The 17,872-nt window shown below is 33.2% G+C and carries 15 protein-coding genes and 1 pseudogene; 4 read left to right on the plus strand and 12 right to left on the minus strand.

What is annotated here, in order from left to right; all coding sequences use genetic code 11:
* Positions 1-130: 130 nt before the first annotated feature.
* Complete coding sequence (rlmD, locus tag BED47_RS21605) at positions 131-1,513, minus strand: 23S rRNA (uracil(1939)-C(5))-methyltransferase RlmD (RefSeq protein ID WP_069035387.1); 1,383 nt, start codon at positions 1,511-1,513, stop codon at positions 131-133.
* A 13-nt stretch (positions 1,514-1,526) separates the two neighbouring features.
* Entirely contained in the window at positions 1,527-2,387 is an 861-nt protein-coding gene (locus BED47_RS21610) for a DNA-3-methyladenine glycosylase family protein (protein WP_069035388.1), read from the minus strand.
* 637 nt (positions 2,388-3,024) lie between these two features.
* On the opposite strand from BED47_RS21610, the gene BED47_RS21615 reads away from it, so the two are divergent.
* Positions 3,025-5,754 (plus strand): bifunctional glycosyltransferase/CDP-glycerol:glycerophosphate glycerophosphotransferase, encoded by a 2,730-nt coding sequence (locus tag BED47_RS21615; RefSeq protein WP_069035389.1) that lies wholly within the window; start codon positions 3,025-3,027, stop codon positions 5,752-5,754.
* A 74-nt stretch (positions 5,755-5,828) separates the two neighbouring features.
* Here the strand turns inward: BED47_RS21615 and pdaA are convergent, their stop codons facing one another.
* Positions 5,829-6,629: a delta-lactam-biosynthetic de-N-acetylase gene (gene pdaA / locus BED47_RS21620; RefSeq protein ID WP_069035390.1), complete on the minus strand. Its 801-nt coding sequence runs from the start codon at positions 6,627-6,629 to the stop codon at positions 5,829-5,831.
* A 151-nt stretch (positions 6,630-6,780) separates the two neighbouring features.
* Here pdaA and BED47_RS21625 point away from each other — a divergent pair, with 151 nt between their 5' ends.
* Complete coding sequence (locus BED47_RS21625; protein ID WP_069035391.1) at positions 6,781-7,170, plus strand: hypothetical protein; 390 nt, start codon at positions 6,781-6,783, stop codon at positions 7,168-7,170.
* On the opposite strand, the gene BED47_RS21630 is transcribed toward BED47_RS21625, so the two are convergent.
* Entirely contained in the window at positions 7,167-8,690 is a 1,524-nt protein-coding gene (locus tag BED47_RS21630) for a fumarate hydratase (RefSeq protein WP_069035392.1), read from the minus strand. The two genes, BED47_RS21625 and BED47_RS21630, sit on opposite strands and share 4 nt — an antisense overlap.
* A 191-nt stretch (positions 8,691-8,881) precedes the next feature.
* Positions 8,882-9,049, minus strand: coding sequence for an SE1561 family protein (locus tag BED47_RS23845; protein WP_097973332.1), 168 nt, complete (start codon positions 9,047-9,049; stop codon positions 8,882-8,884).
* A gap of 198 nt (positions 9,050-9,247) precedes the next feature.
* On the opposite strand from BED47_RS23845, the gene yfkAB reads away from it, so the two are divergent.
* A complete protein-coding gene (yfkAB, locus tag BED47_RS21635; RefSeq protein ID WP_069035393.1) occupies positions 9,248-10,375 on the plus strand; it encodes a radical SAM/CxCxxxxC motif protein YfkAB in 1,128 nt (375 codons plus the stop codon).
* Positions 10,376-10,491: 116 nt separating this feature from the next.
* On the opposite strand, the gene BED47_RS21640 is transcribed toward yfkAB, so the two are convergent.
* The 3 genes from BED47_RS21640 to cax all read right to left on the minus strand — a co-directional run bounded on the left by BED47_RS21640 (position 10,492) and on the right by cax (position 13,080).
* Positions 10,492-11,295 carry a YfkD famly protein gene (locus BED47_RS21640; protein ID WP_069035394.1) on the minus strand — a complete coding sequence of 268 codons (804 nt, stop codon included), beginning with the start codon at positions 11,293-11,295 and terminating at the stop codon, positions 10,492-10,494.
* Positions 11,296-11,385: 90 nt separating this feature from the next.
* Positions 11,386-11,994 (minus strand): YczE/YyaS/YitT family protein, encoded by a 609-nt coding sequence (locus BED47_RS21645; protein WP_353615545.1) that lies wholly within the window; start codon positions 11,992-11,994, stop codon positions 11,386-11,388.
* Positions 11,995-12,021: 27 nt separating this feature from the next.
* Positions 12,022-13,080, minus strand: a complete 1,059-nt coding sequence (gene cax / locus BED47_RS21650) for a calcium/proton exchanger (protein WP_069035395.1) — start codon at positions 13,078-13,080, stop codon at positions 12,022-12,024.
* 256 nt (positions 13,081-13,336) lie between these two features.
* On the opposite strand from cax, the gene BED47_RS21655 reads away from it, so the two are divergent.
* Positions 13,337-13,747 carry a pyridoxamine 5'-phosphate oxidase family protein gene (locus BED47_RS21655; protein ID WP_069035396.1) on the plus strand — a complete coding sequence of 137 codons (411 nt, stop codon included), beginning with the start codon at positions 13,337-13,339 and terminating at the stop codon, positions 13,745-13,747.
* A 524-nt stretch (positions 13,748-14,271) separates the two neighbouring features.
* On the opposite strand, the gene BED47_RS21665 is transcribed toward BED47_RS21655, so the two are convergent.
* From BED47_RS21665 to BED47_RS21680, 4 genes and pseudogenes are all read right to left on the minus strand, one after another.
* On the minus strand, positions 14,272-14,787 hold the full coding sequence (locus BED47_RS21665; protein ID WP_069035398.1) for a VanZ family protein: 516 nt from the start codon (positions 14,785-14,787) through the stop codon (positions 14,272-14,274).
* A gap of 111 nt (positions 14,788-14,898) precedes the next feature.
* Positions 14,899-15,669 (minus strand): annotated as a pseudogene (gene tagH, locus BED47_RS21670) (teichoic acids export ABC transporter ATP-binding subunit TagH); the annotation flags it as partial.
* Between the two features lie 12 nt (positions 15,670-15,681).
* The gene (locus tag BED47_RS21675; protein ID WP_069035400.1) at positions 15,682-16,482 is read right to left on the minus strand and encodes an ABC transporter permease; all 801 of its coding nucleotides are present in this window, start codon (positions 16,480-16,482) and stop codon (positions 15,682-15,684) included.
* Positions 16,479-17,762 carry a nucleotide sugar dehydrogenase gene (locus tag BED47_RS21680; protein ID WP_069035401.1) on the minus strand — a complete coding sequence of 428 codons (1,284 nt, stop codon included), beginning with the start codon at positions 17,760-17,762 and terminating at the stop codon, positions 16,479-16,481. Before BED47_RS21680 ends, BED47_RS21675 begins: the two co-directional genes overlap by 4 nt.
* Between the last annotated feature and the right edge of the window lie 110 nt (positions 17,763-17,872).

Here is a 17,872-nt window from a genome sequence, read left to right on the forward strand (position 1 = left end):
AAAAAATAGGGAAAAGGATTGAGGTGACTACGTACGCCCCTTTTTCCTTTTCCCAACTCTTTCCTTTTATCAGATGTTTATTCTGATTTTAGCAAAGAATTATTTAATCTATCAAAAATTTTTTTGTTGGTTATAACTTTAAAGTGAGTTGTGCCACGCACTCAACGTGCGCAGTATGCGGAAACATATCAACAGGCTGTAAATACTTCACATCATAATTCTTACTCAATACCTTTAAATCCCTAGCTAAAGTAGAAGGATTACAAGAAACATATACTAATTTCTTCGGTTTAATCTTTAATACAGTATTTAAGAACTCCTCATCACAGCCAGTTCTCGGTGGATCAGTTATGATAACATCTGGTTTCCAGCCTTCGTTTAACCATTTCGGTAATACTTGTTCAGCTTTACCTGCTTCGTAATGAGTATTTGTAAATCCATGGCTTAGGGCATTTGTTTTCGCATCGATGATTGCTTCTTTCGTTACGTCCATGCCTCGAACTTCTTTTGCGTCTTTCGCTAGCCATAGTCCGATTGTCCCTACTCCACAATAAGCATCTACGACTTTTTCTGTTCCAGTAAGTGCCGCTGCTTTTTTGACTTCATCATATAGCTTAACTGTTTGTTCAGGATTTAATTGGAAAAACGCTCTTGCTGAAAGTTCGAATGATAAATCTCCAAGCTTTTCTTCAATTACTTCTTCACCTGATAAATAGACAGTTTCACGCCCAAAGATTACTGAAGTCATTTGATTATTAATGTTTTGCATTAAGCTTGTTACTTCAGGAATTCGCTTTTTAATTTCACTGATTAGTTCATTTTTCTGAGGAAAATCTTTCGTTCCAGTTACTAGTACTAATTGGATTTGACCTGTACGTAAACCAACACGCGCAACGATTGTTCGGATTACCCCTTTATTTTTTCGTTCATTATAAACAGGGATATTTAAACGAGTTAAAATTTTCTTCACTTTACCTGTGATTTTATTTAAATCCTCATGTTGAATTGGGCAATGGCCAATATCAACAACATTATGAGAGTTTTGTGTATATAATCCAGCGATGATTTTATTTTTTTCAAGCCCAGCTTGTAGCTGACTTTTGTTACGATAGTTCCATGGATTTTCCATACCGATCGTTTCTTTAATTGGTGTTTTTTCTAGTAAATCTTTTGCATACTTTTCCATTGCTTGGATGACAATGTCGCGTTTATATCGAAGTTGTCCTTCATAAGAAGCATGCTGAATTTGACAGCCACCACATTTTTCGTAGATTTTACAAGTCGGCTCTACACGATCAGGTGATGCTTTTCGAATACGTTGAATTTTCCCTTCAGCAAAGCCGTTGCGAACATTTGTTACCTCTGCAACTACTTCCTCTCCAGGTAATGCACCTTTAATAAATACTACTTGTCTTTTGAAGTAACCAACACCTTCACCATTAATCCCAATACGTTTAATTGTTATAGGAAAGGATTGGCCTACTTCTAATTTATTTTCTAACTGATTGCTCATATATACAACTCCATTATTCTATGCTCTTCCAAAGATAAAGGGCAGCGTAGCTTCCAAACGGAGAAACTTGCTCTTTTACATAATCCATTATTTCTTTCGAAGGCTTTTCATCTAAATTTAAAAGCTTTTGAAGTGCGATTTGAATGCCAACATCACCAACTGGGAAAATATCTTTTCGACCTAGACCAAATAATAAGAAGTTTTCAACTGTCCAAGGACCGACTCCCTTAAGCTTGATTAACTCCTTTGAAATGTCCTCCGAAGATAATGTCCGATAATCTTGATGACTTAAAACTCCTTCACTCCAAGCTTTAGCAATTCCAATCATATATTCAGCTTTTCTCGTACTAAGCTGCAAATCTCTTAACTCATCTATAGTTAAATTAGCAATTATTTCAGGAGATGGAAAAAACCATGAATTACCAATTCTTTCACCATACATTCGAACAAATCGTTTTGTTACTTGGATTGCAAATGTACGCTGTATTTGTTGATGAATAATACATGTAATTAAACAGGCAAAAGGATCATTTGAAACGGTAATTGGTGTATGTCCAAAAAGGTCAATAAGAGGAGAAATTGTAGTTTGTCTTAAATGATGATGTAGTTCTTCAAATTCTGTTTGCCATTGCAAAATAGTAGCAACTTCTTCGAGAATTTTCTCTTTATTTTCATGTTCACTAATGACTTCAAACTGCACTGGAACATCATTTATTTTCTTAACCTTTACAACTACTTGATCCCCATCAATATACAGTGGAATGCTTAATCGCTTTTCAGCAGAATGCACTGTAAATGTTGGCTCATGCTCTAATCTCTTTAAAACTTCTTCCCATTGATATGGTGTTTCTAAAGCAACCTCTTCCTTCCACATTCACCCGTTCCTCCTTAATTACTCTGAAGTGTATTATAGCATAACAAGTACCGCTTAATAAAATTTGTGACAAATGCAAAAAAACTAGAGAATGATCTCTAGTTAAGGTCTGAAACAAAAATTTTAAAATTTGATTTTCAGACTGATTGCAAGCGCATGTCAAAGGTCCGAAAAACGCAAAAAAAGCTTGGGGACTAGTCAAGCTTTCTTTGACACATTAAATTTTAAGGGAATGGGGAAACTTTCAAGTCCAATCAGGTTTCAAAACTTATCAAATATCGCAACAGCTGTGTTGATATTTGCTATACTTAAATGATAACGATTATCATTATCAAAGTCAAGGTGTTGAATAAAAATAATTTTAATCTTTTTCTATCATTAATTTATATACTCTCTTCTCCCTTAAAATCTCTATAAATAATTAGAGATAGCAGTATAAAGACCAATAACTAAAAACTTGATGATCAGACTGATTGCGGGCGCTTGGCGGGCAGTCTGATATCTCCATAAATAATTGGAGATAATACAAGTACGATACCTACTTACCATTCGTAAATTATGTTCAAGAAGACGCATTGGGTTATAATTTATGATAAACTATTTAATTGAAAGTAGAGACTAGTGAGGTAAGACTATAATGGAAAAAGCCAAAGTTAGTGTAGTCGTTGTTGCACATAATCATGAAGATGTCTTAAAAGATTGCCTAAACAGTTTACAAGGTCAATCATTAACTGATATTGAAACGATTATTATAGACAACGGTTCATCTGATAATAGTAAAAAAATAATAGAAGAATACTCGAATTCACATAAAAATATTCGCTTTATATCATTAGAGCTAATGTCAAAAAACAAAGCACGAAACATAGGTTTACATGAAGCTACTGGAGAATTTGTGGCGTTTATCGATGCAGATGATATTGTAAATCCATCAGCCTATGAAAATTTATATAACAGCGCAATAAAGGATCATACTGATATTGCTTTAGGAAATATACAATTATTCAATGGTACAAGAAAATGGGAGCACCATGAATTAAAATCAATCATAAAAAAAGATTTACCAACATTACGTGAGTTTCATAAACATCCAGAACTTCTGTTAAATCCTTCTATTAAAAATATGATGATTAAAAGAAGTTTAATAATCGACAATCAATTGCAATTCAATGAGCTTTTAACAGAACAACAAGATTTATTATTTACTCAACAATGTTTTATTTGTTCAAATAAAGTTTACGTAACAACAGATATCGTCATAAAAGTGAGAGATTTAACAAACAGTGATGTTATTAAACAAACTAGTACTTTAGAATTTTTTGATAATCTTCTCGTTACTCAAACTGAATTAATAAACTATTATAATCTGAAAGATATCACATCTCATTACTCGCATGTTGAGAAAAAATTATGGGATTATTATTTAACGTCTTTACTGACAAAGGCATATTATTTCCCTTCTGAACAGTACAATGATCTTCTAAGGATTTCATCGGATTTTGCTAAAAACTTATCTGAAAATCTAATGGAAAATAATACTTCTAAAATTAGTAAAGTATTTTATACTATTTTTCTTAATCAAAATCCAGAAGAATTTCATTTATTGATGAATCTATTATCAGATCGTTCCTTACAAAAAGGAGCAGTGATGATAGAGGGAAAATATTATCATTATTTTGCAAAGTATTTTCCGAAATATAAAGAATACCTAGAAATTAAGGAATTTAATTTGCATCAAAAAATCGAAATCCTTTCGTTACGAGGTGACCGCTTACAAGTTGGTGGCTTCGCATTTATCGAGGAAATTGATAATTTAGATTCTGTTAAGGAATTGCAGTTTAAAAACAAATCAAATGGGCAACTAATTTCAGTTACACTCGAAACGCTTGAGCGTTCTGATTTATCTTATCTTTTCTCAAAAAATAGTATCAATTATAGCGACGGTGGCTATAAAACAACTACATTTGAGCTAAGTAAAATATTACCTGATGGCGATTATGAAGTGTTTATTTCAGTAAAAGTTGGAGATATTTCATTAAAAAAACCACTTCATATTTTCTATTTTTCAACAAAGGCAAATTCAAAACCAGCAACAACTAAAACACATAGTATCGTACCCTATTTTCCAAAGAAAAATTTACACATTCGAATCAAAAAAACAGGCCTACTTGGAAAATTAAAAACAAAGATCCAAAAATCATTCCGTGATATCGTTTATGAATTTGGGTTACTTGTACTAAGAAGAGAATGGAAGTCATTCCTTATTTTTTACCTTTACCGTTTAACCCAAAGATATTATCGAAATAAGCATATTTGGTTAATTGGAGAACGAAAAGATACGGCACAAGATAATTCATACCATTTATTCAAGTACATTCAAAAAAATAAAATAAGAGATAACTGTTATTACTTGATTGATAAAAAGGCCAAGGATTACGAATATATTAAGGAATTCGGAAACATTGTACAATATGGAAGTTTAAAGCATACTCTTTACTTATTAACTTGTGATAAAACAATTAATGCCTATTCAGAGCGTGCCAACATGTACACGCACGAGTACTTACAAGTTTTAAAATGTCATCCTGAGTGGCAGCAAAATCAAAAAATCCTTATTCAACATGGCGTTATTGGAGTTAGTCGTGTAAATCATGTACTGAATAAAAATCGAATGGGCTATTCATTGTTTATCGTTTCATCTGATTTTGAAAAAGATCATATTGTTAACGAATTCGGTTATGCTGAAAATGAAGTGGCCGTGACTGGATTGGCTAGATGGGATGCGCTTGAAAATACAGGAAATGGCAAAACCATTTTAATCATGCCAACATGGAGAAACTGGAATAAAAGTACTCAGCAATTAATGAACTCTGAATACTTTAACCGTTATTTTTCTTTACTTAGTAATCCTGAGTTACATCAAATCTTAGAAAAAAATGACTTAAATATCATTTTCTATCCGCACTACCAGACTCAAATTTATATGAAGGATGTTCCTGATTTCCATAAAAGAATAAAAACGATCCGTCAAGGTGAAGAGACTGTCCAATCTCTATTAAAAAGATCAGATTTATTAATCACTGATTATTCAACAGTTTCATTTGATTTTTCATATATGGAAAAACCAGTTATTTTCTATCAGTTTGACTATAAGCGATTTTATTATGAGCACTACAACCAAGGACCAATTACACAAGACTTACTTTTTGGAGAAGTTGTAACGGAAGAAGAGCAAGTTCTAAACGGAATAAAAAAATTCGCTAATAAAGATAAACAATTTTTAGAGAATACAGTCGAGAACCCATTTGTTATCAAAACACCTAAGCAACATGCTAAACTAAATTACGAAGCAATCGCAAACCGATAAAGAATACTCGTCTTTTAAAGTGTAAAAAAGCTAATGATTTAAGCAGTTAATAAAACTACTTAATCATTAGCTTTTTATTTTTTAGGTAGATAAAAGCTCGGATCAAATCCGCTTCTCTCCATCATTAAGTCATCTAAACTTTTAAATTGATACCCTCGTTTATGTAAGCCAGTAATAATCGCATCCATCGCTTCTGCATTATCCTTCGATACAGTATGCATTAATATAACTGCGCCAGGATGAATCATTTTCATCACATTATCATAAGCATATTTCCAACCTCTTTGTTGATCAACCTTCCAATCAACATATGCCAATGACCAGAAAATATTTTCATATCCTTGTTTATTAACTAGTTTCAATGTACGTTCGCTAAAAACACCTCGTGCAGGTCTGAAATATTTCATTTCTGTTTTCCCAGTCAATTCCTGGTATGCCATTTTAACTTGTTCCAATTCCTCAACAATCTTTTGATCACCTATCGTTGTCATATCAGGATGACTCCATGAATGGTTTCCAACAATATGCCCCTCATTAACCATTCGTTTCACTAATTCAGGATTTTCCTTAATGTAATGTCCGGTTATAAAAAAAGTCCCGTGAACACCATGCTTCTTTAAAACATCCAAAAACTTTGGTGTAAAACCATTTTCATACCCATTGTCAAAAGTTAAATAAACATCTTTTTTTGTAGTATCCCCTAAATAAACTGACCCCGTATTTGATAATAATTTATTAAGTTGCTCACCTGCATCAGGTGGAGTCTCATTTTTCGCAGGAACAATCCCCCAGCCATGTGGCGCATTACTATAAGCAAATGTTGTACCAGGAAATACTAAGAAGAAAGTAAGAATATATACAATAATTTTTTTCAATTCATTCACCTCACTTTAAAAATAGTATCTGTAAATAAATTAGAAATATGAAAAGAATTGGTGTAATTTTGATATAAAACTAAATTTTTCTAACAAGGATTTTTGATGAAAAAAAGATGCGGATTCGCTTCTCGATTTGATTTGAATTTTTTTGACCTTAGGACCATTAATTTACCCTAAAATTAAACTTTTTCTTCATGATTTAACTACTTATTTGCGCACTTGGCGGGGTTTATTTGCAGTTTTCATTTATTTAATTGCAGATATGTCTTTTTTAATTGCAGGGTTGGAACGTTTATTTGCACTAACCAATTTTTTATTTGCGGGTCTGATCTCTTTAATTGCAGGATTGGGACACTTATTTGCAGCTGTGTTCTTATTTGCAGAATCAGGACGCTTATTTGCAATAACCACATGTTTATTTGCAGATTTCATTCCTTTATTTGCAGCTCTCATTCCTCTACTTGTTCTCTACACCCCAAAAAAACAAAAAAAAGCAATGCCAAAAAAAATGACATTGCCCTTAAAACCCAATAATTAAAATACCTTCTCAGCCATAGTAGCCAATTTCTCAAGTGAACTCTTATCTACATCTTTATGCAATGAATTACCATGAGAATCCATTGTTACTACTGCTTTGAAGTCTTCAACTTGTAAGTGCCACATAGCTTCAGGAATACCAAACTCTAGGTAGTTTACGTCTTTTACTTCTTTAATACATTGTGAGTAGTATTGTGCTGCTCCACCAATTGCATTTAAATAAACACCGCCGTGTTCTTCTAGAGCTTTTAATGTTTTTGCACCCATTCCGCCTTTTCCGATTACAGCGCGAATGCCGAATTTTTTCATGATATCGCCTTGGTATGGCTCCTCACGAATACTTGTTGTTGGACCAGCTGCTTTAATGTGATATTTGCCTTCTTCATCTTTTAATACTACAGGTCCACAGTGATAAATAATTTGTCCATTTAAATCAACTGGACAATCGTGGTCTTTTAAATGATGGTGGATTGCGTCGCGTCCTGTGTACATCATGCCACTAATTGAAACTACATCTCCAACTTTTAAATCACGAATTTGTTCTTCTGTAATTGGAGCTACTAATTTCACTTCGCGAGGTGCTTCAGTTGTTTCATCAGTTTCATTTGTAAAGCTAATTTCTTCGCCTTCCTTATATAACCATTCTGAAATATCACCAGTTTCAGGATTGATTTTCATTCCTAAACGGCGGAATGCCCAGCAGTTATACGCTACTGAAACGAAGAAGCTCGCAGGTAGACGGTTCATTACACCGATTTTACAGCCAAGTAGAGTTGTTTCTCCACCAAAGCCCATTGTTCCTACGCCAAGCTTGTTAGCATTTTCCATAATGTAATCTTCCATTGCTTTAAGCTCTGGAATTGAATTTTCATCATCAGATAAACGGAATAATTGATCCTTTGCAAGTTCATAACCGCTAGTACGGTCTCCACCAATACCAACACCGATGAAACCTGCGCTACAGCCTTGTCCTTGTGCTTGATATACGCTGTGTAAAATACATTTACGGATCCCATCTAAATCACGACCTGCTTTTCCAAGTCCTTCAAGTTCGCATGGTAAGCTGTATTGGATGTTTTTATTTTCACAGCCGCCACCTTTTAAAATTAGGCGAATATCGATATAGTCACCCTCGTGTTGCTCAAATTTAACAACAGGAGTACCTGGGCCTAAGTTATTTCCGCTGTTTTTACCAAATAAAGAATCTACAGAGTTAGAACGAAGCTTACCATCTTTTGTAGCTTGTTCAATTGCTGCATAAATTGCTTCTTTTATCACAAGTTGGTTTACCCCAACTGGCGTTTTCACTTTAAAAGTTGGCATACCAGTATCTTGGCAAATAGGTGAAACATCGCCTTCAGCCATCATGATATTGTTTGTAATCGTTTCCAATGCGATGGCACTTCTTGTACCTGCTGTTTCACTTGCTTTAGCTTGTCTGATTGCTTTACGTACGTCTTTTGGTAGATTTGTTGAAGTTTCTACAATTAATTGATAAATACTTTCCTGTATGTGTTGCATTCATGCTCCCCCTTAAAACCCTTTATAAAAATACTGAATGTTCCCCTCTTCATTATAATACAATTTTTAATAAACGGAATAAAAAAAGCCCTTCAGAATTAGTTTCTGATTTGGGCAAATATTTAGCTACTTCTATTGTTAACAATTAAACAATGTGCACTTTCCAATAAAAAAAGCCCATTACAATGGACTCAATCTAGGCGATTAACTTCACGACATTTACTTTCTAAGTCATCTAGAACTGATAATAATTGATCTAGCTCTTCTAAGCTTACTTCTTCAGCTTCTAATGATTCGATTGTTTCCATTACTGAATTAAAACGTTCTTTAATATAGGATAATTGTTCTGTGTTTGACATGAAATGATCGTCCTTTCTAATACAATTGCTAATTATATTATACCCTTATTCTCCTATATATCGTAAACTTTCGACATTTTTTTAAATTTTAGGAAGTTATTCCTATACAAGGTTTCACTTTCTTTCTTATAATAGTTGAGGAAAATTAAATTAGTCTAATACTTATGGGTACAGTTGTGTGCCTAAAGGAGTAATCAAATGAAAAAATTATTACAACAAATAACACCTACATATGATCCTTGGGAAGCATATTTAGATGTTGAAGAGTATGGTAAGAACATGCTGACAAATGTAGAGTTTACGACTACAACGATTTGTAATATGCGCTGTGAGCATTGTGCTGTCGGATATACTTTACAACCTAAGGATCCAAATCCACTTCCTATTGAATTAGTTTTAAATCGCTTAGAAGAGATTGAAAAGCTTCGTTGTATTAGTATCACTGGTGGAGAACCGATGCTTTCAAATAAAATGTTGAACGGTTATGTTGTGCCTTTATTGAAATATGCACATGAACGTGGCGTACGTACTCAAATTAATTCAAATCTAACATTAGATTTTGAAAGATACGAAAAAATAATTCCTTATTTAGACGTGTTACATATCTCTCATAACTGGGGAACTGTTGATGAATTTGTAGAAGCAGGTTTTGCGATGATGGAACGTAAACCGACATATGCACAGCGCGCGAAATTATTTGAAAACATGATTGAAAATAGCCGACGCCTTGCTGATGCTGGTGTTATGGTATCCGCTGAAACAATGTTAAACAAACGTACTCTTCCATACTTAGAAAAAATCCATCGACAAATTATAGAAGAAATGAAATGTCAGAGGCACGAAGTTCACCCGATGTATGCCAGTGATTTCGCTAGTACATTAGAAGTCCTAACTAAATCAGAGCTTCGCGAAGCAATCTCAACTTTACTTGATGTACGTGATGAAAATATTTGGATGTTATTTGGTACTCTACCATTTTATCCATGTAGCGATGATCAAAACGATTTAGACATCATTCAGAGATTATATAATAGTAAAAATGTAACATTACGAAATGACCCTGATGGTCGTTCTCGCTTAAATGTAAATGTATTTGATGGTAGCATCATCGTTACTGACTTTGGTGATGTCCCTCATCTAGGAAATATTCAAACCCATACATTACAAGAAGCATATGATACTTGGACATTATCAAAAACTGCAAATGAACTTAGCTGTCATTGTCCAGCAGTTAAATGCTTAGGACCTAATATTCTTGTAAAAAACAGCTATTATCCAGAAACTGATTTTTCGAATAGAAGTACTAAGATTTTAAAGGGAAATTAAATACTTAATAAAGAGCATGTCAAATTTATGGCATGTTTTTTTTGTATATACAACGCTTAGTATTTGCCCAAAACAAAAACCACAAGGAAAATGATTTACCCTTGTGGATTTCTCTATTATCTAGGGTGTGGCGAAGCGAAATAACCAAATGAAACATAATCCTGAACAGGGATCCATGCACCTACACCTTGTGATACTACATTTTTAACTTGTAGAGTTCTTTTATTACCTTTTAAGATGAGGTACACTTCTCCAAATGTAACTTTTCCTTTTTCGTTAACTGCAGGAGCATAAGCATATAGATAGCCGAGTTGCTTTGGTGGTACATTATATACTCTTTCGTTTTTAGTTCCAGCTCCGACTACTGTTTGGAATGCTAGTGGGAGAGTTGTTTTTTCTGATGCATCATGCATCATTAAATTAATCACGTCATCCGCATTTCTTACTTTAGCAGTTAAACCACCTTTAACGATCTGTTGCGAATTTTGGTAGTATTTTATTCGTCTGTACGCTTTTTCTCCTCTATTATCTAGAAAGTTTGTATTTATTTTTTTATATTGCCAATTAATTGTTGTCTCATTTGATTCGTAATTTAAAGGCCAAACTCCTAAGAAAATTTTCGCATTATATCCTACTGCAAACGGTGCTTTGCTGACATAGGATTCATTAAACATACGAATTAGATTTGGATTCTCAATTTTTACATTTGATGAATTTAATAACTGCTTTGCTAATCCCCCTGGTTGAAGTTCTGGCAGGTCCTGAGTTGGATTAGGGTAAGTATTCTCTTTTGTCACATTTGCAGCCGAACGTGGGACTTTAATATCTGTATTAGCTGCAAAAGTTGTTTGTCCATTATTTAAAGAAATAATTAAAATAGCTATATTAACAAGAACGAATGGCTTAAACCATTTAGACATATTCATGCCCCTTTCACAAATAAGGAAATTATTACTCTTAGCATGAACATTTTATGTAAATATATGTATTCCTTAAAATGAAAAATTTTGCTATGAACTCAGCTTAATATATAGTTTCTCAATTGGACCTCTTAGCTTCTGCAAAATAGGTCCAATACTGAATGTAATTAAGACGGTTCCGATTCCAATTGGACCTTTAAGAAGAAAGGCCAATACTAACGCAAACACTTCACCAATCGTTTTTGCCACACCTAAACTTACTCCGAACCGCTTATTTAGCGAGATCATTAAATCATCTATTGGACTTAACGGAAACTTAGCTTGCAAATAAATCGCAATACCTATAGTCATACTTAAAATAGCTAGTACTAATTGAATATATCTAGTGACCATATTTGAATCAAATAAATGTTCCGACTCGACAGTTAGCCAAAAATCAAGAAATCGTCCAATTAAAATAAACGTAATCGCAGCAAGCCAATCCGGTCTTTTCTTTTGTAAAAAAGCATTAACAAACAACAGTATTGACGAGTTAATGATAATCCAATTTCCAACAGATAAGCCAAAGGTTTTCGACTCACCAACAGCTAATGCATCCCAAGCACTAGCTCCTAGTCCAGCTTTAATCGCTAAACTAATTCCTAAAGTTAAAAATAGTAATCCAATTAAATAAAATAGAATCCTTATTATTATTTTCAAGTATTACCACCTTCAATTTTTTTGTTTTTATAATAAGTAGAAACCGATCCCCATAATTAAATATGCAGCTAATAAGGTTAACCCTTCAAACCAGTTTGTATCTCCGTCATTCATAATCGCAATTGTTAAAAATACAGAAGTGATCATCGAAATTAATTCCGGCATGGAAAATATTAATGGCATTCTTTCTCCAATAAACAATGAACAAATCACTAAAACTGGCGCTACGAACATGGCAATTTGTAATGATGAACCAACAGCAATTTCGACGGAAACCCCTACTTTATTTTTATATGCCATCACAATTGCAGACGCATGTTCAGCAGCGTTACCAACGATTGCTACAACGATAATACCGATAAATAATTCAGTCCATCCGAACTTATCTCCCACAGTCGTAAACGTATGAACTAGCTTCTCTGAAACATATCCAACCGCTACAGTCGCTAACGCTAAAATAATCATGGCTTTCCCTGTTTTCCACTCAGCTTCTTCATGCTCTTCTACGATCTCTTGATTTTTAGCTACGTAAACCCCTCGATGTGTAACTAATTTGAAGTAAAGTGCAGCTAAGTATAAAACCATTAAAACAATCGAAACACCTACACTAAGTGTCATCTTATCATTTGCGGTCATTTTAACTGAAAAAATTTCGGGAATGACAAAGGCTAGTACCACCGCAAAAATCAACAATCCTGAATTATGTCTCGCATCGTAAACATTAAAGCTTTGACGTTTATATTTTAATCCACCAATAAAAAAGGATAGTCCACCTACAAGTAGTAAGTTTCCTATTACAGAACCTGTTAGTGATGCTAACACTACTTCCGATAAGCCATTTTGCAATGCAAAAATCGCGATAATTAACTCTACCGCATTCCCGAATGTTGCATTTAAAAGTCCCCCAATTCTCGGGCCAGCTGCAATCGCTAAACTTTCAGTAGCTCTTCCCATAATGCCAGCTAATGAAATAATCGTTAAACAGTAAATGATAAATAATAAAATCTCGCTCCAATGCATCAAGCTCCCAATTACCGATAATGGTACACCGATAAATGTAACAATAAAAAATAAACGATGAGCCATAATAACCTCCTAATTAAATATCCTTATAAATATCATATGCAAAAGACTTAAAAAAATAGGTTTAAATGTAAAACAATTAACAAACACTTAAAGTGTTGATGGCAAAATCATCGTTCCATTGGATAAAAGTTTCGTTTTTGCTTATATTGCTCAAAGGATTATGACCTTGAGAACTAGAATAACTTATGTTGGAGATTCGGTTGGTAGAAAAGTTTTCTACCTCCTCTTCTTCTGAACTAGGAGGGAGTTAATAAAAATGATTCAACAAAATATTATGAAAGTGCTTAAAGCGAAACAATTAGGTCTATTTACAACCATTCGTGAAGACTTTCCACATAGCTGTTATATGGTATTTTTCTTTAAAGGCCTAACACCTTATATCGCTACAAATAAGAATTCTCAAAAAGTAGAAGATATAAAAAAGAATCCAAACGTACATATACTACTTGGTCATGATGGTGACCGATTAGATGATAACTTTGTTGAGATGTTTGCAAGAGCTGAAGTAATTGAAAATGCAGGTCCTGAAGAGAAAGTTTGGACTGAGGAATTGTCTAGATGGCTTGAAGGTCCCGAGGATCCTAACTATGTATTGATTCAAATGACTCCAGTTAAAATTGGTTATGTTGAGAAAGCAGGTACAGAACCTACTTTTATAAAGCTTTGAAATATGAAATCTTATCTAATTGAATTTAGGTAAGATTTTTTTTTGGTGAAAAAATAATCAAATTTTCGTAAAAGGAGTATAGTGATGTTGATTTCCACTGCGGGATGCTCGCTTTCCATGGGGCGAGATTCTTTAGCCTCCTCGGCAAGCCTGCGGGGTCTCAGCCTTCCCGCTAATCCCATAGGAGTCGAGCATCCCTCCGTTCCAATCAACTTATTCATTAAAATAAGTCTCCATTAAAAAGCTTCTTAATATCTTTTACTTAGAGTAACAAAAGTTCATTAACCAGTTTTACTTCAATTAAGTCGAAAATTAACTTATAAACTAATCATTTGAACTTTTTTCAAAAAATTAGTTCTTTATGGTTAAAATTCCTAAGTTATAAAATGTTTTTATCATTAATAATGTTCACTTAATTTACGCTTTCACTATTAACCCTTAATATTTCATCACTTTGAAATGTTTTGTCTTTATAACGTCTTTCTTACTACCGTTTATGATTTCATACAAAAAAATCCATTCGATTAAACTCGAATGGATTTTTGAACTTTTGCTTTAAGCTTCTTACTTATTAATAAAAATAAAGATGCTCCTATTAGTGCTCCGATCGAATCGATTACTACGTCTTGAACTAGCGGAGTTCGGTTTGCAGTGAAGGATTGGTGAAATTCATCAGAAGCTGCATATAGGATTGAAAAAATCACGCCTATTAAAAAGGCTCTGTTTACATAAAGCTTTGCTAATCTTGTAGCAAAAAAGGCAAGTAAAAGATAGATTGAAAAATGGCATAGTTTACGAATAAAGAACTCTGTAAATCCTGCTACTCCAAGTTCTTTTATACTTACTATATGTCCAGCATAGTTAAAGTGGACAAAGGTGAAATGCTTCATTAGATCATATAAAAATGTAAAATGACTTATTTCTGGTCTTATATCTTGTTTTTCATACGGGGTTGCTGATGAATAAAAGATAATGCCAGCTATAAGGATAACAGGTATCCAATAACCAATAAAAATTCTAAATTTACTTTTGGATTCCATAATATTCCTTTCCAATACAACTTTTGTATAGATAAAACTCTATTAAAATAGACACTATTATGAAAAAAAATCTATTTCATAAAGTGTCTATTTACATTATTGATTTACATGCATGTTCTTTTCACGGTCTGCTGCACGTTCTGCAGGCGTTAATTTATTATAATCAGTTAGGAAATTTTGGTAGTTATCGCATACTTCATTAATTTCACCATACTCAACTAATTTTCCATAATGAATCCATAAGCCTTTTGTACAGAAGCTTCTAACCTGACCTAATGAGTGACTAATAAAGAAGATTGTTTTACCTTGTTCTTTAAAATCATTCATTTTATCTAAACAACGTTTTGTAAAAGTAGGATCACCAACAGATAATGCTTCATCGATTACCATGATGTCTGGGTCGATATTTACAGAGATCGCAAACCCAAGTCTTGATCTCATACCACTTGAATATGATTTTACTGGTTGATTAATAAATTTTCCAATTTCGGCAAATTCAATAATATCAGGAGTGATTTTTTCAATTTGCTTAATCGTAAGACCCATCATCAAACCTTTTAATCGAATATTTTCTAAACCAGTTAATCGGTTATCTAATCCAGCTTGAATGGCAATTAGTGAAGCAACTCCATTTACTTCAACTTCGCCATCATTTGGCATTGTAACACCAGCAATTAAATTAGACATTGTACTTTTACCTGAACCATTTAAACCAATGATCCCTACAATTTCACCTTGTTCAATTTCGAATGAAATGTTTTTTAACGCATGAAAATATTCTCCGCCTCTACCACCAAAGAATAAATCCTTTAGCTTGTCAGTCGGTTTATTATAAATTTTAAATTTCTTTGTAACATTTTTAAAGACAACTTTTTTTGTCATTCAGTTCACCTTCTATAGGAAATCAACAAACTGCTTCCTGAATTTAACATGAAAAATAGAGCCGATAATGAAAAAGGCTAGCAATACACACCAAAAATAAATAGTTATTTTAGAAAAAATCAAATTAGAATGTCCATATAATAAAGCGCCACGATATCCTTCTATAATATAGTAGAGAGGATTTAGCTTCATTAATTTAGTTAAAATATTTGCACCCTTAGGCTCCCATAAAATAGGTGATAAATATAATAGCATTCTAGTTAATGATTGAATTAATAAATGAACATCCCTAACCATCGTTGATAAAGTAGATGTAAGTAATGCAAGTGCGATATTAAACAGTAAGCCCACAATCATAAAATAAATTAGTGCAAAAATATTTATATGTTCGATTCCTCGATTTACAATTACACCAATTAATAAGATGAGCATCATAAATACATGTGTATTAAACCTAGATAAAACTACATATGATGGGATAATACTTAATGGAAAGTTCATTTTAGATACTGTTCCGATTCGGTTAAAAATCGAACTTGATCCTTGCATAATTGCTGCACTAATAAAGAACCACGGTATTAAACCACAAAGCATCCAAATAATAAACGGGATACCATTTACTGGAGCTCCATTTCTTATTCCCGTTCCGAAAGTTACCCAGTAAACAGCTATTTGAAAAAGCGGGTTTAAAAATACCCAAATTACGCCAAGTTGGCTATCTGCATATTCTTTACGTGTCTCATAAGATGAAAGACGAAAAATTAATGATAAGTTTTTAGCATGTTCTTGTAAAACTGTTTTTATACTACTCATAAATCAACCACATTCTTTTTAATTTCTTTATATAAATTTCCGTAATTAACAAATTTCATATCAGAATCATTTGAAGTTGGTACACAATTACGTGTATCAAATAGTACTGCTTGCTTCATTTGTTTAGCAAGTTTATTATAGTCCATTGTTTTAAATTCATTGTGATCTGTTAATACAAGAATTAAGCTTGCATCTTCCACAGCTTCCTCAGCAGATAAAACATCAATTTTCTCAGAAGTTACATGAGGATCGTGAATTGTGACATTTAGTCCCTCTTCGTTCAATAACTCAATAATTTCCATTGCAGGACTTTCCCTCATATCATCTACATTACCTTTGTATGTCACACCAAATGCTGCAATCTTAGGATTTTCTATACCTGAAACTAGTTCTTTTACTGAATCAACAACATATTTAGGCATAGATACATTTGTATCACGAGATAATTTGATCATACCAGCTAATTCAGGAGTTTTAGCTACAATAAAGTATGGGTCAACAGCAAGACAGTGACCTCCAACACCTGGTCCTGGTGAATGAATGTTTACACGTGGATGTTTGTTTGCCATTTGAATAACATCTAATACGTTGATTTCTAATGAGTTACAAATCTTTGTTAGTTCATTTGCCAACGCAATATTTACATCACGGAATGTATTTTCCATTAGTTTAGACATTTCAGCAGTTTTTGCATCTGTTTGAATAATTTCGCCTTCAACAAATGTACGATACACTTTTGCTCCAGCTTCACTACATGCAGCTGTAATCCCGCCTACAATACGATTATTATGAATTAATTCGTGTAAAATTTGGCCTGGTAATACACGTTCTGGACAATGAACAAGATAAATATCTTCACCTACAGTAAATCCAGCTTGTTCTACTAGTGGTTTTACAAAGTCATCCATACTTCTAGGTGCGATTGTTGATTCAACGATTAATACATTCCCTTTTTTTAAGAAAGGAATTACTTTATGAACTGCGTCTAATACATATGATAAATCACAAGATTTATTCTCATCATCATTATTAGGTGTTGGTACTGCAACAATAAATGCGTCAGCCTCTTCTGGTGTTAAAGATGCTCTGAAAAATCCTTTTTCTACAACTTCTTTAACCATTTCGCCTAATCCAGGCTCTTCTATATGAATTTCTCCAGAATTTAATTTATCTACAACGCTTTTTTGTACGTCTACACCTACAACACTTGCGCCATATTTCGCAAACATCGCAGAAGTTGGTAATCCTATATACCCTAGTCCAATTGTGCAAATTTTCATTTTACTATAACCTCTTTCAGAAATTTTACTAATTTCTACTCTTTTGCTTTACTAATAGTTTACTGATATTTAGATTATAGTAAACGTCTTATTAGTAAACTTTTTGGATA

The sequence above is a fragment of the Gottfriedia luciferensis genome (assembly GCF_001712755.1).
Taxonomy (GTDB): Bacteria; Bacillota; Bacilli; order Bacillales; family Bacillaceae_G; genus Gottfriedia; species Gottfriedia luciferensis_B.

What these genes read in the sequence shown, in the direction of transcription:
- BED47_RS21640 (WP_069035394.1), bottom strand. Translation starts at nt 11,295, where the DNA reads ATGTCTAAATGGTTTAAGCCATTCGTTCTTGTTAATATAGCTATTTTA.
- rlmD (WP_069035387.1), bottom strand. Translation starts at nt 1,513, where the DNA reads ATGAGCAATCAGTTAGAAAATAAATTAGAAGTAGGCCAATCCTTTCCT.
- BED47_RS21680 (WP_069035401.1), bottom strand. Translation starts at nt 17,762, where the DNA reads ATGAAAATTTGCACAATTGGACTAGGGTATATAGGATTACCAACTTCT.
- BED47_RS21665 (WP_069035398.1), bottom strand. Translation starts at nt 14,787, where the DNA reads ATGGAATCCAAAAGTAAATTTAGAATTTTTATTGGTTATTGGATACCT.
- BED47_RS23845 (WP_097973332.1), bottom strand. Translation starts at nt 9,049, where the DNA reads ATGTCAAACACAGAACAATTATCCTATATTAAAGAACGTTTTAATTCA.
- BED47_RS21610 (WP_069035388.1), bottom strand. Translation starts at nt 2,387, where the DNA reads ATGTGGAAGGAAGAGGTTGCTTTAGAAACACCATATCAATGGGAAGAA.
- BED47_RS21675 (WP_069035400.1), bottom strand. Translation starts at nt 16,482, where the DNA reads ATGAGTAGTATAAAAACAGTTTTACAAGAACATGCTAAAAACTTATCA.
- cax (WP_069035395.1), bottom strand. Translation starts at nt 13,080, where the DNA reads ATGGCTCATCGTTTATTTTTTATTGTTACATTTATCGGTGTACCATTA.
- BED47_RS21655 (WP_069035396.1), top strand. Translation starts at nt 13,337, where the DNA reads ATGATTCAACAAAATATTATGAAAGTGCTTAAAGCGAAACAATTAGGT.
- BED47_RS21615 (WP_069035389.1), top strand. Translation starts at nt 3,025, where the DNA reads ATGGAAAAAGCCAAAGTTAGTGTAGTCGTTGTTGCACATAATCATGAA.
- BED47_RS21630 (WP_069035392.1), bottom strand. Translation starts at nt 8,690, where the DNA reads ATGCAACACATACAGGAAAGTATTTATCAATTAATTGTAGAAACTTCA.
- yfkAB (WP_069035393.1), top strand. Translation starts at nt 9,248, where the DNA reads ATGAAAAAATTATTACAACAAATAACACCTACATATGATCCTTGGGAA.